General features: G+C 54.3%; 25 protein-coding genes. 13 read left to right on the forward strand and 12 right to left on the reverse strand.

All coding sequences use genetic code 11. The annotated features are described in order from the left end of the window. The first annotated feature begins 582 nt into the window (after positions 1-582). Positions 583-2,103, forward strand: coding sequence for a hypothetical protein (locus AC07V9_RS05120; protein WP_495014626.1), 1,521 nt, complete (start codon positions 583-585; stop codon positions 2,101-2,103). Between the two features lie 58 nt (positions 2,104-2,161). On the opposite strand, the gene AC07V9_RS05125 is transcribed toward AC07V9_RS05120, so the two are convergent. Continuing rightward, entirely contained in the window at positions 2,162-2,803 is a 642-nt protein-coding gene (locus AC07V9_RS05125) for a hypothetical protein (protein WP_495014627.1), read from the reverse strand. Positions 2,804-3,140: 337 nt separating this feature from the next. Then, on the reverse strand, positions 3,141-3,719 hold the full coding sequence (locus tag AC07V9_RS05130; RefSeq protein ID WP_495014628.1) for a hypothetical protein: 579 nt from the start codon (positions 3,717-3,719) through the stop codon (positions 3,141-3,143). 249 nt (positions 3,720-3,968) lie between these two features. Between AC07V9_RS05130 and AC07V9_RS05135 the strand changes: the two genes are divergently transcribed. The 3 genes from AC07V9_RS05135 to AC07V9_RS05145 all read left to right on the forward strand — a co-directional run bounded on the left by AC07V9_RS05135 (position 3,969) and on the right by AC07V9_RS05145 (position 5,341). Beyond that, the gene (locus AC07V9_RS05135) at positions 3,969-4,301 is read left to right on the forward strand and encodes a hypothetical protein (RefSeq protein ID WP_495014629.1); all 333 of its coding nucleotides are present in this window, start codon (positions 3,969-3,971) and stop codon (positions 4,299-4,301) included. A gap of 30 nt (positions 4,302-4,331) precedes the next feature. After that, positions 4,332-4,871 carry a hypothetical protein gene (locus tag AC07V9_RS05140; protein WP_495014630.1) on the forward strand — a complete coding sequence of 180 codons (540 nt, stop codon included), beginning with the start codon at positions 4,332-4,334 and terminating at the stop codon, positions 4,869-4,871. Positions 4,872-4,948: 77 nt separating this feature from the next. Beyond that, complete coding sequence (locus AC07V9_RS05145) at positions 4,949-5,341, forward strand: hypothetical protein (protein ID WP_495014631.1); 393 nt, start codon at positions 4,949-4,951, stop codon at positions 5,339-5,341. 79 nt (positions 5,342-5,420) lie between these two features. On the opposite strand, the gene AC07V9_RS05150 is transcribed toward AC07V9_RS05145, so the two are convergent. The 5 genes from AC07V9_RS05150 to AC07V9_RS05170 form a co-directional block, all read right to left on the reverse strand. Beyond that, on the reverse strand, positions 5,421-7,082 hold the full coding sequence (locus AC07V9_RS05150) for a protein-disulfide reductase DsbD domain-containing protein (RefSeq protein WP_495014632.1): 1,662 nt from the start codon (positions 7,080-7,082) through the stop codon (positions 5,421-5,423). A gap of 165 nt (positions 7,083-7,247) precedes the next feature. Then, on the reverse strand, positions 7,248-8,336 hold the full coding sequence (locus tag AC07V9_RS05155; RefSeq protein WP_495014633.1) for an Ig-like domain-containing protein: 1,089 nt from the start codon (positions 8,334-8,336) through the stop codon (positions 7,248-7,250). 234 nt (positions 8,337-8,570) lie between these two features. Beyond that, a complete protein-coding gene (locus tag AC07V9_RS05160) occupies positions 8,571-9,158 on the reverse strand; it encodes a hypothetical protein (RefSeq protein ID WP_495014634.1) in 588 nt (195 codons plus the stop codon). Between the two features lie 30 nt (positions 9,159-9,188). Then, the gene (locus AC07V9_RS05165) at positions 9,189-10,043 is read right to left on the reverse strand and encodes a type II secretion system protein (RefSeq protein WP_495014635.1); all 855 of its coding nucleotides are present in this window, start codon (positions 10,041-10,043) and stop codon (positions 9,189-9,191) included. Between the two features lie 208 nt (positions 10,044-10,251). Next, positions 10,252-12,102: a hypothetical protein gene (locus AC07V9_RS05170; protein ID WP_495014636.1), complete on the reverse strand. Its 1,851-nt coding sequence runs from the start codon at positions 12,100-12,102 to the stop codon at positions 10,252-10,254. 623 nt (positions 12,103-12,725) lie between these two features. On the opposite strand from AC07V9_RS05170, the gene AC07V9_RS05175 reads away from it, so the two are divergent. Then, complete coding sequence (locus AC07V9_RS05175; RefSeq protein ID WP_495014637.1) at positions 12,726-13,214, forward strand: hypothetical protein; 489 nt, start codon at positions 12,726-12,728, stop codon at positions 13,212-13,214. 27 nt (positions 13,215-13,241) lie between these two features. Here the strand turns inward: AC07V9_RS05175 and AC07V9_RS05180 are convergent, their stop codons facing one another. Next, a complete protein-coding gene (locus AC07V9_RS05180; protein WP_495014638.1) occupies positions 13,242-14,081 on the reverse strand; it encodes a hypothetical protein in 840 nt (279 codons plus the stop codon). Between the two features lie 145 nt (positions 14,082-14,226). Here AC07V9_RS05180 and AC07V9_RS05185 point away from each other — a divergent pair, with 145 nt between their 5' ends. The 5 genes from AC07V9_RS05185 to tolA all read left to right on the forward strand — a co-directional run bounded on the left by AC07V9_RS05185 (position 14,227) and on the right by tolA (position 18,332). Beyond that, positions 14,227-14,445: a hypothetical protein gene (locus tag AC07V9_RS05185; RefSeq protein WP_495014639.1), complete on the forward strand. Its 219-nt coding sequence runs from the start codon at positions 14,227-14,229 to the stop codon at positions 14,443-14,445. Beyond that, positions 14,442-15,260, forward strand: coding sequence for a M48 family metallopeptidase (locus AC07V9_RS05190; protein WP_495014640.1), 819 nt, complete (start codon positions 14,442-14,444; stop codon positions 15,258-15,260). The genes AC07V9_RS05185 and AC07V9_RS05190 overlap by 4 nt, the downstream gene beginning before the upstream one ends. Before the next feature lie 266 nt (positions 15,261-15,526). Continuing rightward, complete coding sequence (locus AC07V9_RS05195) at positions 15,527-16,816, forward strand: cation:proton antiporter (RefSeq protein WP_495014641.1); 1,290 nt, start codon at positions 15,527-15,529, stop codon at positions 16,814-16,816. A 128-nt stretch (positions 16,817-16,944) separates the two neighbouring features. Then, on the forward strand, positions 16,945-17,307 hold the full coding sequence (locus AC07V9_RS05200) for a hypothetical protein (protein ID WP_495014642.1): 363 nt from the start codon (positions 16,945-16,947) through the stop codon (positions 17,305-17,307). Positions 17,308-17,597: 290 nt separating this feature from the next. Beyond that, a complete protein-coding gene (tolA, locus tag AC07V9_RS05205; protein ID WP_495014643.1) occupies positions 17,598-18,332 on the forward strand; it encodes a cell envelope integrity protein TolA in 735 nt (244 codons plus the stop codon). 47 nt (positions 18,333-18,379) lie between these two features. On the opposite strand, the gene AC07V9_RS05210 is transcribed toward tolA, so the two are convergent. Beyond that, positions 18,380-19,081, reverse strand: a complete 702-nt coding sequence (locus AC07V9_RS05210; protein WP_495014644.1) for an ERCC4 domain-containing protein — start codon at positions 19,079-19,081, stop codon at positions 18,380-18,382. Positions 19,082-19,256: 175 nt separating this feature from the next. Between AC07V9_RS05210 and AC07V9_RS05215 the strand changes: the two genes are divergently transcribed. The 3 genes from AC07V9_RS05215 (at position 19,257) to AC07V9_RS05225 (ending at position 21,679) form a co-directional block, all read left to right on the forward strand. Beyond that, the gene (locus AC07V9_RS05215; protein ID WP_495014645.1) at positions 19,257-20,240 is read left to right on the forward strand and encodes a TonB family protein; all 984 of its coding nucleotides are present in this window, start codon (positions 19,257-19,259) and stop codon (positions 20,238-20,240) included. Between the two features lie 111 nt (positions 20,241-20,351). Next, a complete protein-coding gene (locus AC07V9_RS05220; protein ID WP_495014646.1) occupies positions 20,352-20,594 on the forward strand; it encodes a hypothetical protein in 243 nt (80 codons plus the stop codon). Continuing rightward, positions 20,591-21,679 carry a site-specific integrase gene (locus AC07V9_RS05225; protein ID WP_495014647.1) on the forward strand — a complete coding sequence of 363 codons (1,089 nt, stop codon included), beginning with the start codon at positions 20,591-20,593 and terminating at the stop codon, positions 21,677-21,679. Before AC07V9_RS05220 ends, AC07V9_RS05225 begins: the two co-directional genes overlap by 4 nt. A 46-nt stretch (positions 21,680-21,725) precedes the next feature. Here AC07V9_RS05225 and AC07V9_RS05230 read toward each other — a convergent pair whose 3' ends face one another. The 3 genes from AC07V9_RS05230 to AC07V9_RS05240 all read right to left on the reverse strand — a co-directional run bounded on the left by AC07V9_RS05230 (position 21,726) and on the right by AC07V9_RS05240 (position 24,267). After that, the gene (locus AC07V9_RS05230; RefSeq protein ID WP_495014648.1) at positions 21,726-22,010 is read right to left on the reverse strand and encodes a hypothetical protein; all 285 of its coding nucleotides are present in this window, start codon (positions 22,008-22,010) and stop codon (positions 21,726-21,728) included. 86 nt (positions 22,011-22,096) lie between these two features. After that, positions 22,097-22,816: a hypothetical protein gene (locus tag AC07V9_RS05235; RefSeq protein ID WP_495014649.1), complete on the reverse strand. Its 720-nt coding sequence runs from the start codon at positions 22,814-22,816 to the stop codon at positions 22,097-22,099. 1,031 nt (positions 22,817-23,847) lie between these two features. Then, on the reverse strand, positions 23,848-24,267 hold the full coding sequence (locus tag AC07V9_RS05240) for an alpha/beta hydrolase (RefSeq protein WP_495014650.1): 420 nt from the start codon (positions 24,265-24,267) through the stop codon (positions 23,848-23,850). Between the last annotated feature and the right edge of the window lie 410 nt (positions 24,268-24,677).

Below are 24,677 nucleotides of genomic sequence, written 5' to 3' on the forward strand. Positions count from 1 at the left end.
AGTTATAACGTTCGGTTTAGAGGCTGGAGACACACGCAATAAAATCCATTATGGAGCAATACTTTTTTTCAGCTGAAAAAAAACCGCCTAAGCGGTATTTGTCTAGTTAATCGCAAGACAGGTCTAGCTAATCGCGTGAACGCTGACTAATCATGAGCTTGCGTGCGGCGTTTCGACTCCCTAGCCTGTCTCTCGCGATTAGCTACCTTGGCGGGGAGTCCTGCCACTAAAAGAACGGCTGAATGTCTTGCTCTGCATGTTCCTAGACTTGGCGGCAGACACCAGGTTGATCATTCCATATCCCAAGCGTAAAACCACACGATGGGGAGCTTCAGTTCCTGCGGGCATCCTCTCCTGAATATTCTTTGAATAACAGATGGTTGTGCCGCAAAGCGGTTTGCGTTAGCGTGAGTACACGTCGCTACATGGTCGACGGGCTGCCCACCCCTAGAGGCCTCACTGGCCGCAGCTAACCTGAGAACCATGATCATCGCAACAATCTATTACCCGAGTCTCTTCCGAGCATCGGGGATGGCGGGTGGGCGTCTCCGATGTTGCTCCTTTCGAGCTGTGGAGAACTTTATGGTGCCGAGTACACCCCGCGAAATCATCAATGCGCAGTCCAAGCGGCTACGCGACCTGTTCAAGATCAATTTGACGACTGCTAAACATGTTCTAGCCCGCGGCCCCTACGGTTGTCGGGACTGGGGAGATCTTTGCTCCCGATTAGACCAGAAGCTACCTTTTCAGGGTGCTTTGCAATTGGCGAGTGTGCAGCAGTCGCCAGCAACTGCAGCCTATTTGGCTAAGAATCTACGATCTCTTGCTGCATCTGTAAGCCAGTTGATCGTCACCAACCGTACTTTGCCTGAGCTTTGCGAATCTCTTCGACAGGTGTTCGCTATCCCAGGCGAGCCTGTGTCGTTGGCAGATGTGTTGCAGCCCATCGAACTGGGTGAGTGGTTACCCACAGCCATTGGGCCGGACCCACTGGCGGTTATCCAAAATCGTGTTTGCGTAAACGGGGTTGAGCTACTTCTGCTGGGAACCCGGATTTTCTGGCCGCGATTATTTGTCTTTGATGCCGACATTACTATCGAATCATTGCATGCAGAGCCAGACGGGGTTCCACTAAAAATCATGTGGGAGGTGGAGCCTTGGTACCAAGCAAGCCGTGACTACCTACTGGATTATCAAAGTGGAAATGAGTGGGATGACCTTCCAGATTTCGTAGAGCCGCTGATTCCGGAGTGTGAGCGGATGCAGCACCATACGCAGTGGCTTGCTTCATGCCTAGAGTGGTTGCATGAAGGCAATTACAGCCAAGGCGAGGGCGAAGAGTTCCTTCCATTTGTCTACGAGGGTAACGCCTATCTAGTGTTCGGCGTGCCCTGCCCTAGCGCGGTGAGTCAAACCCCATCGCGCCGGCAGTTCGTGCAAATCCCCGGAGAGGGATCAAACCGATATCAGGTGATTCGAGCTAGCGGACAGTTGATTCAGATCGAAGTAGTGGAAGTACCAAAATCGGTCCACTACCAAGATTGGGAATTTGCTAGATACCATAACCATTTGTTGAGCGGGCTGTTTGGTGGTGCAGAGTCTGCGGGCTGGATCACCCAGCCCCGAGAGGGCTGGGGCGATCTCTTGTTTCTTAGCCCCGCCAGTCACTTTGCACTGGAAAATCAAATGGAGGTCAAAATCACGCCGGAGCCTAATGAAACACTACTTACCCTCCAGACCGACAATCCAGAGCTGGCCTTTCTGCTGCTCGAAAGGTTATACAGGGGAGATTTCACGCGCGCTGAGCCTGACAGTTCCGCCCCTAGCTATGGAATGCGTTTTGAGTTTCCGCCTTCTCAAGAAAGCGTGGATTTGAATTTATTAATGAGATATGTCGACCAGTCAGGTTGGGGTGCTTCCAACTTGATCAGTTATCGGCTCTACCAGCAAAAAGACGGTGAGCAGAAGCTGTTCTGCAAAATCGCTCCGGGATTAATCAAACTGGTTGAACGTCAGCCCATCAAAGTGCTTAAAAAAGCCATCCGCGATGGCCAAATTCTCCGCATCCAGGGATGGTTCGAGCAGATGGCCGGCCCTAACTGATACAGCCCAGCGAAACAATGGACGATACGACTTCCCATGATGTGAACAGCATCAGAGGCTAGCTGGTTGACCTCGATCGGAGGACGGCTTTTCGAGCCTGCCACGCTTGGTTCTTGCGGAGCCGGTCCTCGAAGATCTTCAGCAGCGCTCTCACTGAAACCCAGTTATGGATGCTGGGTGCGTATTCAAGCCATCCACGGACCATTGTTGCGCACGGCATCATTGTCTGATTGAAGCCGCCCATGTGAGTTTCAGAACGCGTGAGCCCGTAGCAAGGCTGAGCAATTCTGATGACTCCCTCATAATCGAACGAGGCCTGAAGCTGTCGCTGATCGGCCTGGCTACCAGATAAGCAGATAATGAAAAGATCCTGCCGCGTCGAGGAGCACAGGTAGGTTGCGAAGTCATCCGCAGGTAGGTCATCTGCAAGTCTGAACCCAAAGCATTCGTCATCGCAGGACAGAAATTCGCATGCGTCGGCTGCATCGCGGCCGTTACGAGCACTGATCACAAGGGCTTTAGAACGCAACTTCTTTGCTAAGTCTTTCCAGGCCGACTCCGAGATTTTTCGATTTCTGGAAAAAAATCCGTTGATAGGGTCACTGGTGCCGAAGGGAAAAATGACGGAGGGGTCGAACGGTAGCGAACGATAGAGTGCCGAGGGGCCAATCAGATCATCACAGCTGATGTTTCTGTTCATGCGACTATTTCCAGTGCTCATAATTTAAAGCTCTGTGCCGCAGGCATTAGTACGACACCTGAGGCTGGGGCTTTGAGATTATGCGCCCGGCCTCGAAATTTGGTGAGTCCTAGTCCTGAGAATAGACCAGTTCGGGCTAGGCCCCTTTCTGCGAAAAAAATCTAGAAAATGGGCAAATTTGAAACTTCCTCGCCCTAAAACGCGCAACTTTGAAACTCTGTCGCCCCATGCCTGGGCGGCTGTGGATCAAGCTACTGTGTGGATGTGAACTCCCGATAGGTGATTTTGTATCCGATTGATCGACCCCCGAGGTGATTGGCCGGTCAGGGTTGATCGACTATGCCGGCCGATTCCGGAGGCTCGCTGTTTTCGCAAGCCATGAGTCGTCGTTGATCAGTGACTCATGGACATAGGTAATGAGTTGATTCACCGAGAACCAGTTATTCACGTTAGCTGCGTTCTCAAACCAACTGTAGATCAGCCTGCAGCAGGGCTTGTCCAGGGTGATAGAGCCCTCATAGTCAAAAGCGTTTTTCAGCCGCTTCTGTTCGAGCTCGGCACCTGGCAACCCGAGAATTACGAGCTTTTGGTGTTCTGAGGAACACAGGTACACCGAGAAGTTGTCATTTGGATTCCCGTCGTTGAGCCTGAACCCAAAGCTATTCCCATCATTGAACAGGAATTCACATGCGTCAGCAGCGTCACTACCGTTTCGTGGAAGTAGGACGAGCGCACGTGTTCGCAGAATTAGTTCCGCCGTCTCCCAAGCATGCTCGGACAGTATGCGGGTCTTGTTGAAGAACTCCTCGACCAGGTAGCTGTTACCTGCCGGAAAGAAGATCGAGATGTTGAAGGGGAGCGAGCGGTAAACGGCCGAGGCGCCGATCAGGTCGTCACAGCAGATTGTTTTTGTCATTTGGGCCAGATCCAACCCGTTGCTGGGAAATAAATCGAAGCCGGTTGGGGCGCCGCGTCACCATGTCTGCGAAGCCTGCGGGCACATGTCCTTATAGTACAGCGGACTTAAACGGCGCAGCACTAAGCATTTGGGGCGCTCATTTTGGGTTGCGTTTGGGGTCAGGAGTATTACCATTTTGAACCTTGGTGCTTCCGGGAATCACTCGTAACGGGTGATTAGGATCAGTGAGCGCCGAGGATTGAGGCGATGATGAGCCCTGAAGAGTTCAATGACGTTTTGAGTGTCGCGACTCCCGATCAACTGAGGGATCTTGAGCAGGCCCACTGGCGCTATATGACCCTGATCGGAGAGGCCGAAGGTGTTGTGGACCAGGCAATCGCCGATGAAGATCGCGCAGCCTTCCCTAATTTTGCCAGTGCACCCGGCTGCAAGAGGATCTTCAGCGAAGACAATTGCTCTGTCTTTATGGTTTCGATAACCGGTCAGGAGGCACGAATGTGTGACGCCTGGGCTGACCAGGAATTTTTTACCCTCCATGGTCAGTCAACATATTTCCCCACAACCGCACTACCCTTGTAGTCATGGCCGTACGGCCTAAGGATTTGTTTTATGTCACACCTTACGGGCCAATCGATGTACGAGGTCGGGCAAGAAATGGAACCGAGCCTGCGTCAGAAGCTCGGCCAGCGTGCAAGTGGGGTCAATTCCAGGAAGCTAGAAGCAGTTGATGTACTGCATTTTACTGCTGGCCAGCTAAAGACAGCACTGCTGCTCCAAGACCTTGATTCAAAAATCTACATCGAGGCGGTTCGGACTCAGCTGGGCGACTATCCGGAAGCTTGTGCTCATGTGGTGAACCAATTGAGTTTCACCAAGGTGCCGGCGTTCTTATTCTCCCTGACGACCACGCTCGAACTTCACAAGGCTGAGGTCCTTATGGTTGGCCGGGGAGGAATGCTTTTCCGGAATGTCACCGCCTGTGGGGTCGGTCCTTCAAAGCAGTATGCAACCCAGCAGGCTTACGTAGCCTTTGTCGATCAACTATGCGCGCAAGTTTTACGCGGCCCCTCCCTCGGCGATAAGGCCATGCAGGCGCTTCGCCGGGTTTTCTTGAGGGGTAAGCCCAGGCTGAAGTTTCCGAGGCCTTAGTGATGGAGTTGTCGAGGTAGGTACTGCCACGCAAATGGCCGAGTTTCAATGGCTCCTCATTCAACGAGGACCGTCCTATGACAACCGCTTCCCTTCCTACCACTACCTTCAATCGTCCGACTGCCGAGGCAGCGATCGCCAGCCTCAAAGAGGCATTGGGTGGCGTTGATATCGGCTTTGAGTTGAACGTAGGGCGCTGCAGTTTCTCGAGCAACGAAGTCACGGTTCAGTTGAAGATATCCGCTCATGGCGCCAGCCCCGACCGAGCAATTCTGGAAAATATGTGCAAGCTCTTTGGGTTCGATCCGGATGCTGATTTGCGTTCCAGCAGCTTGGGAGCTTACAAACTTGAAGGTTATCACTCGCGGCGGATCAAATACCCGTGGACTGTGAAAACTTCAGACGGGAAGCTCTACAAGCTAACCCATGAGCAGGTCGAGGACGCATACGCACGTGCCCGCCGGCACTGATTCATACTCTGCCTATGCGCAATCGACCCATTGCAGCGCTTAATCAAGCGCTGCAATGGGTCAACACGGAAGCAGTTCGTCACTCCGAGGTTAAATCGATAGCGCGCATCAGGTCGTCGTTACTCCCCTGACCAGTCACGCGTTGGCCCACAGCTTCCACGCCATTTTGTTGGTAGAACTGCAGTGCCGGCGGTCCGAGCTGTCCGTTCATCGCCATGAGATCGCGAGAATCCTGGTCATCAACGGTGACGTCAACCCTTATGAGCTTGAAGCCCTGCAGCTCCTGAGCTGCTGCGGCCGAGCGTTTAGAAAAAGCCTCGATCGGTTTGCAGCCTACGCACCATTTTGCGTCCCACTCCACTACTGCGGGCACTCCAGCAGTCTTGGCTTCTAGGAGCGCACCCGCTAATCGCGATGGGGTTGAGACTGTGGTCCAGGTCAATGGACTGGTCGCTGCTCCTGAACCCCAGGCTACCCCGAGCGGGTTCAGAGGATCAGTCTCACCTTTTAGTGTTCCCACCAAAGCGGTAAGCCCGTATAGAAAGACTGCTATCCCCAAACCTTTCTGGCCGATCAGCTTTAGCTTCCTCTGAGTGTCGAACACCCCTAAGTGGATGCCGACGAAGACTGTGAATAGGCACGTAATCGCCAAGGCCGCCTGGTCAGGGATGATGCGCGCAGCTACCCAGATACCTACGATGGCCACCAGTACCGCGCAGGTTCGGCGCAGCGCGGAGAGAGCGAGTGCACGACGCGCTGCCACGGAGACAATCATGCAGGTAACTACAACCATTGGGATGGACAACCCCAACCCTAAAGCGAATATCTCAAGCGCCCCGCCAATCCAATCACTGCCGGCGGCGAGTCCAGATATGATCCTTGCAAGTGGGGACGAGACCCAAGGGGCAATCACAACGCTTGAGCTGAATCCAAGTAGGCAGGCTGCTGCAAGAGCCATGTACCTTTCTAGCGACCCCGATTTGAATGCATGTACGGCGGCAATCCAGAGCATGCCGATGGTTGGGATTAACAGCCAAGCCGACTGCAGCTTACCCATTACGTTGTAATGCGGGCCGAGGTGGCCAGTGATCGTTGACGCGATGGTGTATCCAGCAACCATTGAAAGCCCGAACAAGGCGCCTCGAGCCAAAATGGAGGGTCTCGTTACAGGGCCGATCAGCCCGGTGAGCCCCAGAATTGGAACAACCATCAGCGTTATAGGATTTATACAGAGCGCCAGGCCGGCAAGGAAGGCGAGTGCAACACTCGACCAGCTCCAGACGAACATTCCGGCGGTACCGGCCCCACGGCCGATCTCAAAAGACTGGGAATCAGGTGGATAGCACAAACCCTTTTCAGCACAGCCTTGAAAACCAACCTTGAGAGTGAACGGCGAGTGACCAGCGTTACGGATTGGGATTCTGACGTCGACGGCGCCGTGGTAGACAACCACGTCACCAAAATATGGATCGCTCTTTTCTTCGCCTGCAGGAAGAATCGCCTGTCCAGCGGTGACGTCGCGACCGAGGGCTTCAACTCCAAGCTTCGACTTGTAGAGATAGTACCCAGGCGCTGCGAGTACGTGGACCATGACTGCATCAGGCATTTCCGTAAACGACATGCTGAAAGCTTGGTGAACCGGTAGGAAGTCTGGGTCTGTACGCGCATTCAAGGCGAGAGCTGGGAGAGCTATGGCCATGGCGACGACGGCCAGAATGCTGACTAGAAATTTGCGAGTCATATGAATTGCGCGCGTTGAGGACATGCGCGCAATCATAAGGTACTTGGATTCTCGAGACCGCCCAAAATAGGCTCCCCTTTTTCGGAGAGCCCTGCATTTTAGGTGATGGGTAAGAGAGGTTTGGAAAGGAGCAAGAAAGCAAGCTTGCTCCTCCCAGTTCCAGCTTTAAAGCGGGGCTTTGCACATCTGATATAGGTCAAACTCGAAGTTCCGGCCCGAGTTCATGGTGCCGACCTTCGCGCCTACTGTATACCGATAGCCGTTAAGGTCGTATGGGCCTCTCCAGCCTTTGCCAGCGCTAATAGTTGAGCCTTTGGGACCAACATCGTAAAGACTCCACGTACCGTTGTTTGTGAGGTACGTCCAGCCTTGCCGGCTAAACATATCGTTGTTGTTGAACTGGCCTACCCACGTACAAGCAGCCGGCGGGGGTGTCGCTGGAGCCTGAGTACCGATCGCAGTCTGCTGTTGGGTGATGACAATCGTTTGATACATCGGTACCGGACTGCCTACATTGACGACCTGTCCAGTAACAAGGCTCTGTTGTCGGTCCTGGCGGTAAGCAATCTGGTTCTGATTGCAATTTTGCGACTGGGTAAAAGCGCTGCCGGCAGCAACTGAGCTGGGGCTTGGCGACCACCCGGTGCAACCATACGGAGCGTCATAGTTGGACCAGCCGGTGTAAGTCGGTGCGATCGCTGCCCATGCGTCTGTAAAGGGAACAAATAGTGATCCCTGCCCTTCATTGGTTACAGTTGCAGCTGTGACAGTCGCACCACCGATCTGATTTGACGATCTCAGGGTGACGGTTGTCTGGCCATTAATATCGGTAACGGTCTGAGGCGCGCCGAGCGTGCCGCTGGTTGTACTCCAAGCCAGGTTGGTACCCGCTCCGACGTTGCCACCGAAATAGTCAGTGACGGTTGCGGTGATCGTGGTGACCTCCCCCGTAGCTGCAATCGACGCCGGATTTGCCACGAGAACGACCTTGAGGCCCATCTCGCAAGAGCGCCATCCGTTGTTGGCATTATCGCAAACAACTGATTGCCAGCCCGCGGGGCCGGCAGTTGTCCTGATGGGTGCCCAATTTGAGGCTTCAGCTACTGGCGCAGCAATTGCGATAATCGCCAATGCTCCCGCTTTTAGACTTCGCTTTACCTTTGCAAGCTTACACAGCCAGGGCTTTGCATTCCCTGCAGCTTGGGGAAGGTGAATACCAGCAGATGATGCTGCTTGTTGACCGGTGGAGATCATCCCCCCTCCGCGGCCGGGGTATTGGTTCGTTGAGGTGTAACCCATGAGTAGCGCCGCCTAAATTCTGGAATCGAATGGAATTGAGTACTGCCTGTGCATGCGCGGATCAGGGCGGGCGCTTAGGCATGCGGCGACTTAGAGCGTAGAGGTAGGAGAGTGTTCCGGATAGAGTCTCGATCTGCTCTGAACTGCTCGAAGACGATGATTGTGCCCGGGGAAACGGACGCCAGGCAGTCAATGCTGATCTCGCATGCATGACACCTCATACGTGTACCCATAATCGTCATCGTGACGCTGGCCTGAATGCGCCCCGGCTTTCAACTCGGCAATTACGGGAGTGAGCAGCCTGACGACTTGGCTACGCCCTGTAGGGCGGATCCCCTGCAGCTTGACCGTTAGTAGGAGCGAATCACTTAGCGCTTCGATTTCGGTCTGGGGTGGCGACTTAACGTCAGCAGGAGCTTCGAAATAGCTCAGGTATGGAACCTGATCTAGGTACTCGAAGTTGAATTGGAGACGCGGGAGGGAGACAGCTCCAGAATTTTGGCCGTTAGCAAGTTCATGATGGATTGCTTGAAGGCTGTGGATTGCATCCTGGTTGGCAGTCTCTCCGAAAGCTCTGATTTCTATCTCGAGTTGCTTAAGGGGGTATGCGTGTCGAATCCAGCTTGAGCTCAGCCCTGGGGTGGTTAGGTACACAGGCTCGTGCTCTGGAGTCCCTTTGATCAATACTTCGTCTTCGAGATTAAGGGTGTTGGGGGCTGCGACCGCGGAGGGTGTGCGTACCTTGCCGATCACCGCTTTGATAATGTTGGCGAGCATGTCGATCCTCATTTCTCAGGGCGGACCCCCTTACTTACAGATGAACATCTTTCCTGAAGAGTCGAATGCAATAGACCCTTTGGCGAAATCGCCACATCCCTGACCGGCACTGACTGTGCCTGGGTTGTAGGCGACCTGCTTGATCCACTTACCACTCGTGCAATAGAGGGGATTGCCGGCAGCAGATCTGCTTACCAGGCCATTTGGGGAGCACGCGGCTGACTCGGTATTCGTGGTGGAGATTGCAAGGTCACCCACCGTCGTTCTGCCCGTTGAGTTCAGTGTCTGTGCTGAAACCGCGCCGCTGGCGGTGACGGAGACCGTGTCTAGGTTGTTCACCTCGGTGATGTTGTTGTTACCCATCAACAACGTGGTTCGCATCCTGTTCAGCTCGGCATTTGCTTGGGCTGTACGTGACAGTTTGTCGCTCAGCGCTGCCTCACTACCTGGAACACCCACCGTGGTGCGAATGAGGTGAGTGCTTGCGGAAACGACCGTAGTTCCTGGGAGGATGTTGGCTACGACTCCGTCCCAGTCAGTGATGATGTTCTGGTCGACGCTGAAGGTAGTGGTTGTGCAAGAGGTCGTTACGGGAGAGTTGTACTTGTTAACCGCAGAGACACCAGAAAGGTACGGGGGCGTTGTCCCCTTCAGGACGGTTATCGCATTCGCGCAGAGAGTTGCATCAGGCCAAGCGCCCTTTTCAGCCCGAAAAGTGCGCGCCGCATCCAAAATGGTTTGGGTTTCCTGAGCCGTCAGGTTCGCCCGCTTTTCGTTAATGCTCTCCATATACGAAGGCACGGTGGCAGCCGTAACCATCGCCATAATCGCGATGGAAATGGCCAGCTCCAGAAGGGAAAAGCCTGACTGACGGTTTGGGAACATGGCAAAACTCTAGCTATCAAAATTGACAGAATGCCGCATCATTCCACATTGATTTTTAATCACAACCCAAAATAGGTGCTCGAAAATCATATTGCCGTCTGTCTCGTTTTTTGGACAGGAATTGCCACATTTCGGTGCGCTGTCGCCGCTGCGAGGGGTTGTTCTGAGAGTAAGCGCAGGCCATTTGTAGACCTGCGTTGCTCAGAAGTTAGGGGGCAAAAAAGGACTTGAACACAGACCCGAGTTGGTAGGCCCAAGGCTCGAGATTCAATCCCCACTTGAGCACGATGCCCAGTTGCCCATCACCATTGAAGAGGAAGCTCGCGATCTCACTATGGTTGTCAGGCAGCAATGCTGGAGCGGTTGCGATCGACAACACCAGGGCGACCTTTAGCGGCCACGGCCCTACAAATTTCACAAGTGCGAGCAATGAGAACGCTAGGCTGAAGATGATCGCAATTGGCGGTACCAGCAGTGCACGTACGGCATTTCTGCCTTGATCGGCAAAAGTCCGACCATCGGCCAGCTCGGCGACTGGCGCGGTGAAGGTTTCCACCAGCTTGCGTCGATGCTTTGTCAACTCAGGATCGATGCACTTCGATTTAAACTGGGCAGCTGACAGGTAGGCATTCCCTCCTGTGCACGGCGCATCTGCAAGCTGCTGTGATAGCGATTTCTGAACGCTGTTGAGACGGCTGAATGACTCTTCACTAATGTCCGGTGAGACAACTACTCCAAAGCGCTGTTTCGTACGCCGGTCCCATTCAGCCTGGACCTTATCTTGGCGCTTGCCGTCGATAGCCTCCGCGACAGCCTTTTCATTCTCAGGGCACCAATTTGGCGAGACCGCAATGCCTTTTCCGCGGACACGCTTGGCTCCGTCGCGACATATATCTGGTTCGCGTTTGAACGCCTGGAGGGTGAGGCCCGGTGGATGCCCAATCTTATTCTGGAAAAGCACGTTCTGATGTTTCTCATCCCCGCGCGCTACAGATTCGGGACTGACCTCGGAGATTGAGCGAGCGCTCACTGTGTTCATGACTAGGGATGCAAGGGTGAGGTTGTAGTTGTTCCCCTTGCGGCTGACAGCATCCGCTGCAGTCGCCTCGCGCTGGGTGACGAAGTCAGATTGCGGCGGTGCGAATCCGTATATGGACTTCATCCCGCGCTCATAGTGTTCGGCAGCCCTATTGATGCATGACTGGTTGTCACATCGGGAGGTATCACGGCCGACCGAGCTGACCAGTTCGTAGACCCTCTTACGCCTGGTCTCGGTGTCTGCTTTCAGCGATTGCTCCCTTTGTTGGTACTGAGCGTATGCTCGTTCTGATTCGGCACGGATCTGTCTAACTGCGCCCTCTGATTTCCCGCTCGTCCGACCCATTTCTTTATCAAACCGGTCGACTGAGCCCAGGAAGTCGTTATAGGAGGCCGTCACTCCGCCGCGAACCTTCTGATACTGCTCCCAACTTCGCTCCCCATTGGTTTTAGCGGACTGGAGCACTAGGCGATTCAGGATCTGGTCTCTATTGGATTCAAGTGAGGCATTCACCGATTCGTTGTTTACGGCCAGCGGCCCGAGCAATGCGAGAAGTACTTTGTCCTGGACCGACGAGCCAACGACTGTTTGGCCGAACACAATCGCTCCATTCCCCGCGGCGTATTTGAAGAGGTTCATACTCAAAGCACGGCTTCGATCATCCGCATCGGTGGTTGAGACAACGCGATCTATGATGGCAGGCTGCATCCAGCGCATTAACGGAATGGTACCGGCTAGCAAGGCCGCGAATAGAATCAGGTTTGCCCAGGTGCCTATGCGGACGCTTAGCTTGGTCAGGTATTCCAGGACATTGATGAGCAGAAAGGCCAGTCCGATGCCTGAGAGCGTTTCGCCAATCAGTGCCACCCGATCGAGCGACCCGCTTTCCAACTCAACCGAGCTGGCCACGTCCACCATGTAGGCATTGAAGCCATATTCGGCAAGGATGTATCCGGCTGACATGCCTCCAATGATGATTGCCCAGGCAGGAGCCGACTTCATCCTGAGGAGCGGCTTCATCGCCCTGCCCCTTTGGTAATGTCAACTGCACTCGGGACCGTATCGAAGACCATGACCTCGTTCGTAGGCTTGGCTCGTTGCTTTTGAGGGCGGTGTGATGGATTACGAATCACAGCAGCCGGCCCCCTCGTTTTCTTGGGCTGCTCTGCGACCACTGGGTCTGGGGGCGTTGGCAAGGCGGACGGGGTTGGCGAAGGCAACGGTTTCACAGATCCATCCGGAAGCAGGTAGAGACCTCGGTTAACCAATTCGAATTGACGATCCATAGCAGAGAGGTCTGCATCGGGCGGCAGTCTGAGAAGCGCTGATTGTCGCTGGGCTTGCGAGATCGCAGGCTGCTGGTACGGATTGGTTGAACAAGCTGCCAGAGAGGTGAGAGCAACCACAGTGAAGGTGAGCATCGCCGCCTGGCGCGAGTGCTTCATGAGCATAACCGTTCCTTGAATTTCCACTTTGGGTGGGGATGTTCAATCCCCAAGCTAGGGTTCGAACTGAAGGTTAACGGTCGGGAAGATTTATTCCCGCCAAAAAGCCCGCCCGGAATTCAGCTTTGTTCTCTAAAGTGATTTCACCTCCGCGGCTGTTAACCTATTAGGTACCCTATTTGAGGAACAGAATGCCAGATGGCTATTCCCGAGTACGACAGCGTTTCTATCCTGAGCTACAGCCCCATAGCTGGCATCCGCCGAGCCACGGGTGTCCCTTTTTCGTTGCTGAGAGATGCAGATTCACGATCAGCAAACTTTATGGCTGACTCAGAGCAACTCACCGCTCTTACCAAGCAAAGTGATCCCAAGCTGCGACTTTCCTTCGGTCTGTGGGCTATCGACAGGGCACCCAGCCCTGACCTTCGCGATCGGATACCGTTGGAGGTGATGATTGTTCACTTTGCCAGGACCTTGCCAGCGTGGTCCATGCTTGGGCGAGCTCCAGCTTTAAACATCGTTGTGCTGGACTGGCCCGTCGAAAACGGATACGAAACACGAGCCTATCTATTTGGGACGGCAACTCCCTTCCCGCCTGAGCAACTACGCTTTTTCTACGAAGAGCAGAAGTCGAAATTCCGGCCGGACATCGCCAAGCTTATGCCGGATCCTGGGCCCCTGAATTGAGTCGCCGCCGATTGAGGTTTACTCCTGTTATTCGTCCGTGCTGGCCTTGAAGCGGCGCCTGAAAAGCAGGTATCCGCCGACGACCAAATCCAGCAACCACCCAGGAACGACAACGAGGACCAATCCACCGACTATGGCAAGGCTCACGACCTGAACTGAACCTGCAACGCACAGTTGAATCCCGAACGTAAACCAATTGGCAACTGCGGCCGGGTAACCATGACGTGTCAAATCGAAGTATGAAGACAAGATCTCATTAGCGGCCGCGCCGAAAATGTAGGTGACGCCGAGGAGCAGCAGTCCTTTGAGTCCCACTCGTACGTCGGCCCAGCTTGGGATCGAATGCATGGCGATGGCTAGGAGAGTGATGGCGAGGATTAATCCCACAGTGCCGCTGGTGCCGAGCGACAAAATGGATGCGATCGCCCGGGTGCAGATCTCTATACACCAACCAAACAGCCGAGGCAGTTCATGTGGGATCTGGGTCGGCGCTGGAGACTGCAGGACGTAGCCGGTAATCGCAGCCCCGGCTATCAGTGGTGCAATCCCTTGTACGGCCATTCCGACATTATTGATGATGGAGTGATGGTTGGCGCTAAAGGCAACATGTCCTAACGACCCGTCAACGCTGCGTGGGGTGTAAAACGCTACATGGTGCACGGGGAGACGAAAGGCGAGACAGGCCGCTAAGTGCGAGAGCTCATGCAATGGCGCACCTATCGCCCCTGTGACTTGATATGCGCGCCAGGTGTAACGGCTCATACGAGAAAGCGCGAGGTGCCAGGCAGTGATCGCTGCAGTAGGAATGAGTAGCAGCGCTAAAAACATCAGTAGCATCAACAGGTCCGAGATTTTGAGACGAGCCAAGATGGGAGTATGCCGGTATTTGCTCTCGCATCCCCAGCCATTCTAGGGTATCAAAGCGCACTCAAATGCTTGCCTCGGGCGTTCAGGGCGTTAGGTTGACTTCGGACGTAACGGTCAAATCGCCCGCTCGACATGGAGAATTCAAATGTTTTCACCGATACACAGAGGCTTTCTCCTTAATCAAGTGCAGTTAGATGCGCTTGTTCCTCTGCTCAATGCGGAAATGAATTCACAGCATGAACGTACCCGTGAACAGCTTGAAGATGCAGCAGACGCTCTTTTCAAGGCTGCTGGCTGTGAAGTGAATGACGTCAACAACAAACGAGTAACCCCCGAAATGCTCCAAAGCCGTGGTGCCGTATGAGGCGCTTGTTGATGCTCAGCGCTGTATCTGGGCTGCTGGCGCTAGCTGGATGCACAGGCATTCAAACTACAAACCCCGGGGTTGTCGGGGTTGACCGAACTCAGTACATGTTTGCCGGACTGTCGGAACGTGATGTAGACAACTCCTACGCCCTCTCCTATCGGAATGGCGTCAAGAAAGCACAGGCTGCTGGGGTATTGGTCACTGATACCCCGCTTGGTAAGCATGTGCAGTCAATCGCCGTTCGCTTGGTGATGCAGACCCACGTGTTTCGTCCTGATGCAGAGAAGTGGGGTTGGTTTGTTAATGTGATCGATTCGGACATGGTGAATGCTAATTGCGGCCCCGGCGGGAAGATCATTGTCTACACTGGGCTCATTAAGCGTCTCAACCTGACTGATGATGAATTGGCGATGGCTTTGGGCCATGAAATCGCTCACGCCCTTAGACTGCATGGGCTCGAACAGGCTTCCTCGAACGCGGTGTTTGAACTAGCTGGTGGTGTCGGTGCGAATGTTCTCGGTGCTGGGTCGCTGGGTAAAACGGCCATCACCAAGGTATTGAACACCGGGGTCGGACTGCCCTTTAGTCGTCGAGACGAAGAGGAAGCGGATCTTATCGGTCTCGAGCTTGCTGCACGTGCCGGCTACGATCCTCGCGCAGCACTTACCCTCTGGCAAAAGATGGGCGCGCTCAGCAACGGATCGTCTACACCGGCGTTCCTCAGTACCCACCCAAGTGACGCAGATCGCATGAAGGTGCTCGCCGCGGCAATCCCGAAGGTGATGCCGCTTTACCAGGCCACCCTGCACTGACTACTGCTCAGCGGTTCTCCCGGGCCGCTGTCTGACCACGCCGCTGGCTGCGTCCGCTCGATTGTTTTGGCGGGCAATTATGGGTAGCTATTCCTGCTCAGCTGGTTATCCTCGACTGAGAACACCCCTCCTAATCAATCATTTACCGCAGCTTTGCTGCCGGCGCTGCCGCGAATGTGGCAACGCTTCATGAGTGCGCCGAATGGAAACGGCCGCTTGTTGATCAGCCTGGCCACGTGAGACCTGGCCCAAAAATGGAGCCACGCATGATTAAGCTACTAGCAGCCTTCTTGGCGACGACAACGCTCTTGACCTATATCAGCTTTCGATTCGTACGCCTTCCACCGACCATCGGCGTGATGGTTACCGGCCTCCTTTTTTCACTCTCGGTACAAGGTTTGTCACTGGCAGGATTTCCTGTCGTTGAGAAACACACGTTGGACCTTCTGGGTCAGATCGACTTCGAATCGGTTGTTATGGAGGCATTGCTGCCATTCCTACTTTTCGCGGGCGCTCTTCATGTAAAAATCAGTGACCTTAAGGCTTACCGGTGGCCGGTTGGGTCACTCGCAACTGTCGGCGTAGTGGTCTCTACGTTTGCAATTGGTACATGCACTTATCTAATCCTTCCTCATTTTGGGTGGGAAACCAGCTATCTGTTCTGCCTGCTTTTTGCCGCAAGTTGCGCCTCAACAGACCCAATTGCCTGTGCAGCAGCGTTGAAGACTGCCGGTGCCCCGATTGGTGTTAGGTCAATACTTACGCTCGAGGCCATGGTCAACGATGGAACTTCGATCGTGGCATTCACTTTAGTGGCTGCGGTGATTCATTTAGGAACGGTCCCGACTTTCAACGAGGTTTGGTCCTTGTTTCTCGAAGAAGCTGGTGGAGGTGTCTTGCTGGGCCTGTGCCTTGGATACGTGACGGTCGGCATGATGAAGTCCATCGATCAGTTCCATATCGATGTGATGCTCAGTCTATCTGTTGTGGTTGGCGGTGCCGTGCTTGCTTCAATGCTTCATGCTTCGGCCCCTCTCGCGATGGTCGTGGCGGGGCTCATTGTCGGCAACCTGGGAGTTAATGAGGGAATGAGCCCTACCACACGGGCAGCGTTTGTTCAGGTTTGGGAGGTGATCGATGAGATACTCAACTGCGTTCTATTTTGTCTTATCGGTCTCGAGCTGATGCTATTGCCCTTCTCGATGCTGCACATTGCTGCTGGCATTGCACTGAGCGTCGTTGTCATTGCTTCTCGGTTCCTCACGGTGGCACCTGTTGCAGTCTTCAAGCGCCTCAGCGGCCGCAGGGCGATCCCTAGAGGTACAGTTCGTGTACTTACCTGGGGTGGATTACGTGGGGGAGTTTCGGTTGCTCTGGCCCTGACCATTCCAGCCGGCGCGGAACGTGACCTTTTGCTCAGTCTGACTTACACCATTGTGGTGCTTTCTATCCTTGGTCAAGGGCTCACGATCGGGCCGCTGGTGTCCAAAATCTACGGGCGCAGTGATGATCCTGCTCTGATCGGGGAACCAGCCGAAAGCTCTCTAGCGCGTTGATCTACAACGCTGTCCACAATGAAGCCCGGCCCTGTGCCGGGCTTTTTGCTGCTGGCCATGACCTCAAGTGAAGCCAGTTGTTGCCGATACTCCAAAGCTCGCCCTCACCATTTCATGGAAGACCCCGGTTGAACAAGCTCCTTGTCATTGCTGCGTCCCTCTCTGTGCTCGCCGCTTGCTCGGATGAAAGCGGGAAAGCCGAAATAAAGCAGATCCTTGAATGCTCCATGGCCGCCAAGCTGGTCGGCCAAGCTAGCAGAATCGATGCGATCACCGAGCACGCAAACTGGGCATCCGCCAAGAGTGGCTATAAGCCTGACTACGCTCAAACCAAGCAGATGCATGACGAAATCAAGGCGAAATGGAACCTCAAGTCGATGCCTCGACACGACCAGGATGTTTTGCTTGTAGGGGTGTACAACTCTAAAACCTGCAGGGCACTTCACAGAGGTGATCCTATATCCGCGGCAGATGTTCCGCCTGATGCCTGACGTCTGATCGCGGCTTGCGCATGGAATGACAGAAGAACGCTCTGCTGTTAACGAACGCCATAATACTGTCCTATCGGCCGCCCTCCTCCAGCCTTGGCAACTTGAATGAATTCCTAGCCAACACCTGCATAAGGGGGCACGAATGCGCTTCTCTCAGCACTGACCTGCAAATTAGAATTTGGATCGCCTATTTTGGATGGAGTCCAAGTCGGATCGCGTGGAGAATGTCGCGTACTAGGCACCCTGCCTGGTCGCCATTCAGGCGTGAATCTTTGAGGTGATGGAGCGCTATGCGAGCCTTATTGAAAAACTTGGCCCAGGTAGAAGGTGACGAATCTACGGTCAACGTCAAACGGACAACGCTGGTGACCGTTGCCGTTATCGTTTTTGTCGTGCTGCTGGCGTTGGTCCTTTTAGCGTTCTACGCATCGTTCAAGGCGATGAGTGCCGCTAGCGCGGTGGATGACGCTTGGCAGACGCAACGCGCACGGATCCTCAACATCGAGGCCAAATCTGTGCAGGCCAGCACTGATGCTGGAGTAGTGATGGCTGGCCAGGCGGTCCTTCAGCAAGGCCTCCTCGACGCAAACAAGCGCATCAGCGGGCTCCAGCAATCAGTTGAGCAGGCGATGTCTTACCGCTCGGCCAAGGATGCAATCGATGCTGAAAAGGCTGCGGTTCAAGCAAAGGCAGACGCGGAAAAAGCTGATGCACAGAAGCAGGTTGAAGCAGCAGAACATAAAGGTGTCGAAAACTTCGACCGACTGGTGGTTGCACGTCTTCACGGCCGCTGGGTGCGTCCTGAGTCTGCTGCACCTGGTACGACCGTCGAGGTACTGGTTCAATTCCTTCCGGATGGGACCATTACTAACGCAACAGTGCCGAAGTCAAGTGGTTCGAAAGAGCTCGATGACTCGGTGGTCAAGGCGGCAGCTGATTTGGCCAAGATCCCCGAGATGGCCACAGTCAACCGCGCGATCTACATGAAATACCTTCAGCAGCGGACCCTCAAGTTCGATATCTAATCGTGCTGTCGGCAAAAATTGAAAAGCCCCCTTCGCTGGGGCTTTTTTTATACAAGTGGGGCTGGCGCTGGAGGATCGGCCAATAAAGTCGGCTGGTCAGCGATAGACTCGCCGTCCTGAACGCGGAAGTGAATCCCTTCGTAAATTGCTTGAGCCTTCTTGGGGCCAATACCCTTCACCTCGCAAAGGTCATCGACAGAGGCGTTGATCACGGCATGAACCGACTTGAAGTGCTCTATCAATTTACGCGCGGCGACCGGGCCGCACCCATTCAGGCCTTCGATGGTGAAAAGCGCTTGGCCGATCCCTGCCGGTACTTTCCCTTTCCTCATTGGAGGGATGTAACCTAGTCCCTCTGTAGCGTGTTTAGTCATCCGGTACAGTATGCCGGCTGCCCGCTTGGGTGCCTTGTACCATATGACGGTCTGGCGCATTATCACCGCTAGATAGCTCAGGGCTCCGTCTAGCGCATCTGGGTGAATCTGGGCGCGAGTTGAAAAAATGTCTCCCTCAATGAGCCAGATTACTGTACGGAAATTCAGCGCCATCTTATTCGCCTGGTTCAGGAACCGCGAATCGAGAATACTGGCAACGAAGTCTGTCGCGGTCTTTCGTTCGACCACAATGTCGGCGCTCAGCACGTAGTCTCCCGTTTCGAGATTTCCAGTTTCAACCACGGCTCCATATTCTCGAAGCGCTTCGGGAATTCTCGACGGCAGCTCGCGCGCGTCTACAAAAATCTTGACCATTTCGATTCCAGGTCCAATTAGGGTAGTTACCTAATATAACGGCTGCTCACCAAACCGCCATGACATCTGATCACTTTGAATGAGTACTCCTATCATGGAATTCGGAGACCCCATTTTGGGTTGGAGAATTTGGAGATATCGGTAACCTGTACTCACCAGCAGAGAGGTAATTGTGGTGAGTGAAAAGCATCTGGCGCTGATGGCGTCGACAGTGGCACTGGTCTTGGCGGCAATGTCCGCAACAGCGTTGATCATGGTCAACTCTGTGCGCACAGAAATGAACGCCCAGCAGGAGGCCACTAAAAGTCAGACCCAAGAGATTGCTCAACTGCAGTCAGTAGTGACTCAGTTGAAGGAAAATCAGCTCGCGATGCTTCCTCTCCTTGATCCTGGACGTCGCGGCGTCGCCGAGCCAGGTAGCAGATCACTGATTGATGAAAAGGCCCCATCGATCACTGAAGGTAAAGCCACGCCGGCAGAAACGTCAGACGCCCACGATGCTGGATCGGTGCATCCAGCGCCCTCAACCCCGGCCGACCACGCGGCCGAGCAGACGCCTTCTGCCACTCCAGTAGCTGAGCAGCCTAGGAACCCGCCGGTTGCTGTGGCCAAGCCAGTTCCAATGGGACCCAGTGCCCCGACCCCGGCCGGTGTGAAAATCTTCCCCACAGGTGACACTCAGTTCATCGCACCAACGCCTGCGGCTGAGTCGGGTGCGCCTCAGGCGAGCCTGGCGCAGCCCGAGGAGACCATTCTTGCGGCCATTCAGACCCCAACCATGGGAATGAAGGCTCATCCTGTGCTCGATCAGATACAAGAGGTTTCGTACGCAGAAACTCCAAAACCGGCACCGCCACTGAAGAAGCTGGAGAACGTCGACAGCATTCTTGTTCAGCGGATCATTGCAAATTGGAAGCGCCCCGATACAGCACGCAACGGTATGGCAGTGGAGATCCTGATCAAAATGGCTCGAGATGGAAGCGTCAACTCGGCTAGCGTTGTGACTTCTAGCGGTGACAAAGGCTTCGACACATCCGCCACCTCCGCCATCCTGGCAGTTAAAGGGGTGCCTGAGATGATTCAAGTCAGTGACGCCACCTACAAGAAACTCTACAAGGAGCGCCGTATCCGTTTTAGCCCTGAAGACCTTTCTGGCTGAAGGCGACCATCTCTGATCAAAACCGGCCTAATGCCGGTTTTTTTGTGGGTGAATTTATGCTGGCGCTCAAGGCGCAACCCGTTATCCTTGCTCCGATTGAGGAGTAACGACATGCCAGTGACTTTTTACGACTGCCTAATGGCCTGTGCGGGCAATGATGATCTTGTCCGGGAATACCGTCGTCTGAGTGGCCACAGCTTAGGTCGCGACCTTCGCACGCCGTTGGAAAAACTCATCGACGCCAACACAGGTTACGAGGCAATTATCCAACAGCGTCTTGACGATGAGGCCGCCGGATTCGTCCGCTTTGCTTTTGACATCTGGCAGCGGATGCCGGCAGGTGAACGCGCATGACCGACCTTCTCAAGGCGGATGATAAGCAAAAAGCGAATCTAAGCGTTGCAGAGCTGAGGGCGGCGGGCAAAAGCGACAATACAGCGGCGGCCTACAAGTCTGCCATTCGTCATTACCAGTTCACCTGGCAAGGACGATTGCCGGCAACACCTGAAAAGATTTGTGAGTATCTCGCCGATTACGCGGAAGAGCTTTCGGTTCGTACATTGGAGGTGCGCCTGGCAGGTTTGGCCCACTGGCATAGAAGACAGGGAGCGCCTGATCCAACGAAGCACGAGTCTGTAAAAGAGACCATGAAGGGTATCAGGGTTCATTACCTGCGCGAGCCCAAGAAGGCTACTCCCCTCTCACTGAACGCCATCCGTAAGATTGTCGAGACGTTGGATGCTGATGCAAGAGTTGCCACCCTAGATCTGCAGGGCATTCATGAGGCTAGTTCGCCCGCCTACCGGGACGCTCGCAAGCGACAATTGAGAGCGGTGCGTGATAAGGCAATGCTGCTGCTCGGCTTCTGGCGCGCTTTTCGGAGCGATGAGCTTTCAAGGCTCGAAGCCCAAAACATCACGGCGGTGAAGGGTCAGGACATCAGTATCTTCTTGCCTTTCTCAAAGACTGACCGCGGCGCAAACGGCAAGAAATACGAGATGGTGGCGCTGAGGGAGTTATGTCCAGTCCAAGCGTACGTTGAGTGGTTAGAAGAGTCCGGAATTCGTCATGGGCCAGTCTTCCGTAAAATTCATCACTGGGGGGTGGTAGGAGAATCTGGGCTCTCATCAAAGAGTATCGGACCCATACTGGTCGATATGTGCGTGCAAGCTGGGGTCAATCCTGAATCAGTATCCACGCATTCTATGAGGCATGGTTTTGCTAACTGGGCGATTGATTCGGGTTGGTCTCTAGCCTCTTTGATGCAGTTTGTTGGGTGGGCGTCGGTTAAGAACGCTGTTGGCTACGTCCGCCAACGTTTGGAATTCGGAGAGCTCGCCCTTCAACAACCCGGTCAGAGTCAGCGGGTGCATACAGACCGTGAGTTTCGAGATGGAATGACGGTTCATGTAATACCGACTCAGAACGAGAAACCCTAATTCCACACCTGGCGGGCGCTTTCAACGCGCCCGTCGGTTGATGCGATTACTGCTCTGTATGTGGGTTGCAGCCGTCCGGCGAGGCGCATCTCTGACCCCGTCTGATCTGATCTACCGCGGCATCAAGCTGCTGGTAGAAGCAGGTCTTAAAATCACCGCCTTGGGTGCGCTCATTCTCTTTGCACTGCTTGGCAACCTCAACGATCAAAGCACGCACGGCTTGATCTGTGGATTTCGGTGAGGTTGCTGGAGGTGGTGCTGGTACATGGGAGGCGCAGGCTGTGAGTGACAGCAGAACCAGCGCCATTGATACAAAATAGCCTTTCTTCATGATTAATCCTCGATGGCTGTGCCGTTACCTGTAAATTTATAAACTCAATCACTGGACTGCGATCGCGGGTAAGCCGCGTCGTGACATCAGTTTCGAAAGCCTTCAGCGCCCTCCTGGGCTTCCATTTCAAGCAAATCCATGACGGTCTGAGCGTCGATGTGATCGACAGTGCCGAATTCGGGAATCGACCCATCGGCCCTCATCAACGTCAACGTCGGGATCTCAGATACTCCAAATCTTGCCCGTTGAGCTGATGAACCTGGTGAGGATGTTTCAACCCTGATGAGTCTGTAACCCTGCAGGCCTGGGTTGATGCTCGGATCAAGTACGCTTAGCTCGAAAGACCTCTGGCATCGATCGCAATCCCGTTGCCCCCAGAACACGAGGGTCTTTTGATGTGCATCTTTGGCCGCTTGGATGAGTGACTCGGCTTCCTGCTCGGTCTTTGCGGCCTTCCATGGGCTCACCAGGGCGCTGGTTTGAACTGATATGACCTCGAGCGGCGTGGTTAAGCTGAAATGTCCTAAAAACCCTCCTGCAACGGCGCTCAAGCCATAGGCAACCATGATGGAGCCGAGAGTCTGGCGTAGAGAATTCCAAGATCTGGAGCTAGTGCCCCAGAACAACAACCCGCCGGCAGCGGCCGCCACGGCGCCTACCCCCATCAGTAGGGCCGAAGTTTCGCTATTGGAGGGGGCAAGGCTGATTGCAGCGGCGACGACGACGGTTAAGGAAAGTCCAGCTTTGGTGGCGGCGGTTCTAATCTTGAAAATGGGAGCCCGGTGGTACAACTCGGAAGGAGTCATGAATTGAGTATCTTCGTGTTGCTCAGAGAGTTCTCCGATGCTTCCTGACTTTTGAAGTGATCAATAAGCTTCTGGTCATTGCATGCCCATTCGAGAGCCTGTGACATGAGCCTGAATACACGCAAGCTTGGGTCCCGCTTGCTGACTTTGCTTTGAACCTTATCGTCGATGAGAGTCCATGTGTAACGTGTCTCGCGGACAATCTTCACTGCTGAAACCGTGCCACCTTTGGATGCTAAAAGCATTGGCGATTCCTTTGGGTGTGGCCGTCAGGGGTCATATTCTGCGCTGCCGGCGCTCCCCAGATCGGACTCGTGTGTTACGGGCGTTGGAGATACTAGCCCCGGCCTTTCCAGGCCTGCAATCCAAAACAGAGCTTCAGAATTTAAGAGATTCGACCACAGGTAATCATGGAAACACCTTTCGACTCGTGGCTGGCCCCGATTGGTTGGCAATCTTGATCAGGCGGTGCGCGAGCATTGCCCACTTAAGGTAGGCATCCAGTTTCAACGCATAGGTGGCCCCAGGCTTTCGATTACTGAGCCCGGCTTTGAAGAGTTGGCGTTCGACATTGCACAGAGAAATTCTCAGGACGAGATTAGCCCTGATCAGCTTGATTCGGTCATGAGCGCTTTGCTGGCAAAGATCTGCAAGCCCAAACAGGGGCATATCAGCGTAATGCTGAGATTTCAGATTAATGCCATTCCACATCAGCGACGCTGCCCAAGGATAACGGGTAGGTTCACCTCCGCTCTTCAGACACATCAGGCATCTAACTTGCCATCGCGGCTGAGGCCGCTTCCCTTCTACTTCGATAAGTCGTGGCAAGTGAGTGCAGTGCTCACATACGGCCAGTCCAACCTCGAATGGATTGTGGTTGCCGTAGGCGATTGTGGGAGTCGCCGAGTAGTGTGTATCTGAATTGAGTTGAGAGAGGAGCATCTCCCTCTGTTCAGTGAGGCCCGATTTCCTTTGGCCCTTGTGCATTCCAGGCATAAAGCTTTCCTTGCAGCCGACTCCTGTCGGGGTACTTACCGCTCCTTGCAGAGCAATGGTGTTGTCGAAAATTGATTCCAGGCTGCGTCGTATCCATCAAGGTGAGTAGCGTTTACTGCGACGATTTCAAGGCATTCAGCATCGAGCTGGATGCTGTAGGCTTGCGAAACGGACGCCGGAACCACTGTGTCCTTCATCCCCACCAGATGGCGCTGAGGTACGTCTCGAAGGCGTTCCTTGTACATGAGGGGAGTCACTGGGTCTTTGAGCGGGGTCAGTTTATGGAGGTTGGTCCAATAGATGGGCTCCACGTTGCCGGCAATCGTCTGCACCTGAACAACGTCATCGCGCATACCAGCTAACACCAGAGCGACCTCTCCTCCCCCGGAGTGACCGATCAGCTCAAAAGACTGAACGGCAAAGCGGCGCTTCAGATCCGATAGCGCTGTGTTCATCGCGTCGATTTCCGGCCGAGCAAACCGAGAGGCAGTCCAGACGTCGATTGTGCAAGCTGTCGCTGTAACGAACTGACATGGACGAGCCAGATATGCGGCAGCGCCCCGATCCTCGGCAGCGAGGCGAAGCATGATCGATGTGTGAGGTGTGGGGTCAGTACTTGGTTGCGAAGAAGTCGCCCAAGCATGCCCATCTCCCTCAATGTAAACCCGAAGCTTTGAGTAGCTACCAGGTCTGGGGAGCATGCCTTGAATGGGGAACGTGCCAGTTGCCACAACTGTCGGCTTCAAATTACCGGCAGGATAGGTATTCAAATCGACTTGAGAAGCGCATCCGCTCATGAGTATGAGACCAGCGACCAGCCCGGAAGCTAATATCGATTTGAACATTTCCTACCCCAATTTGATGC

The organism is Pseudomonas sp. GW821-FHT02A11 (assembly GCF_059421985.1).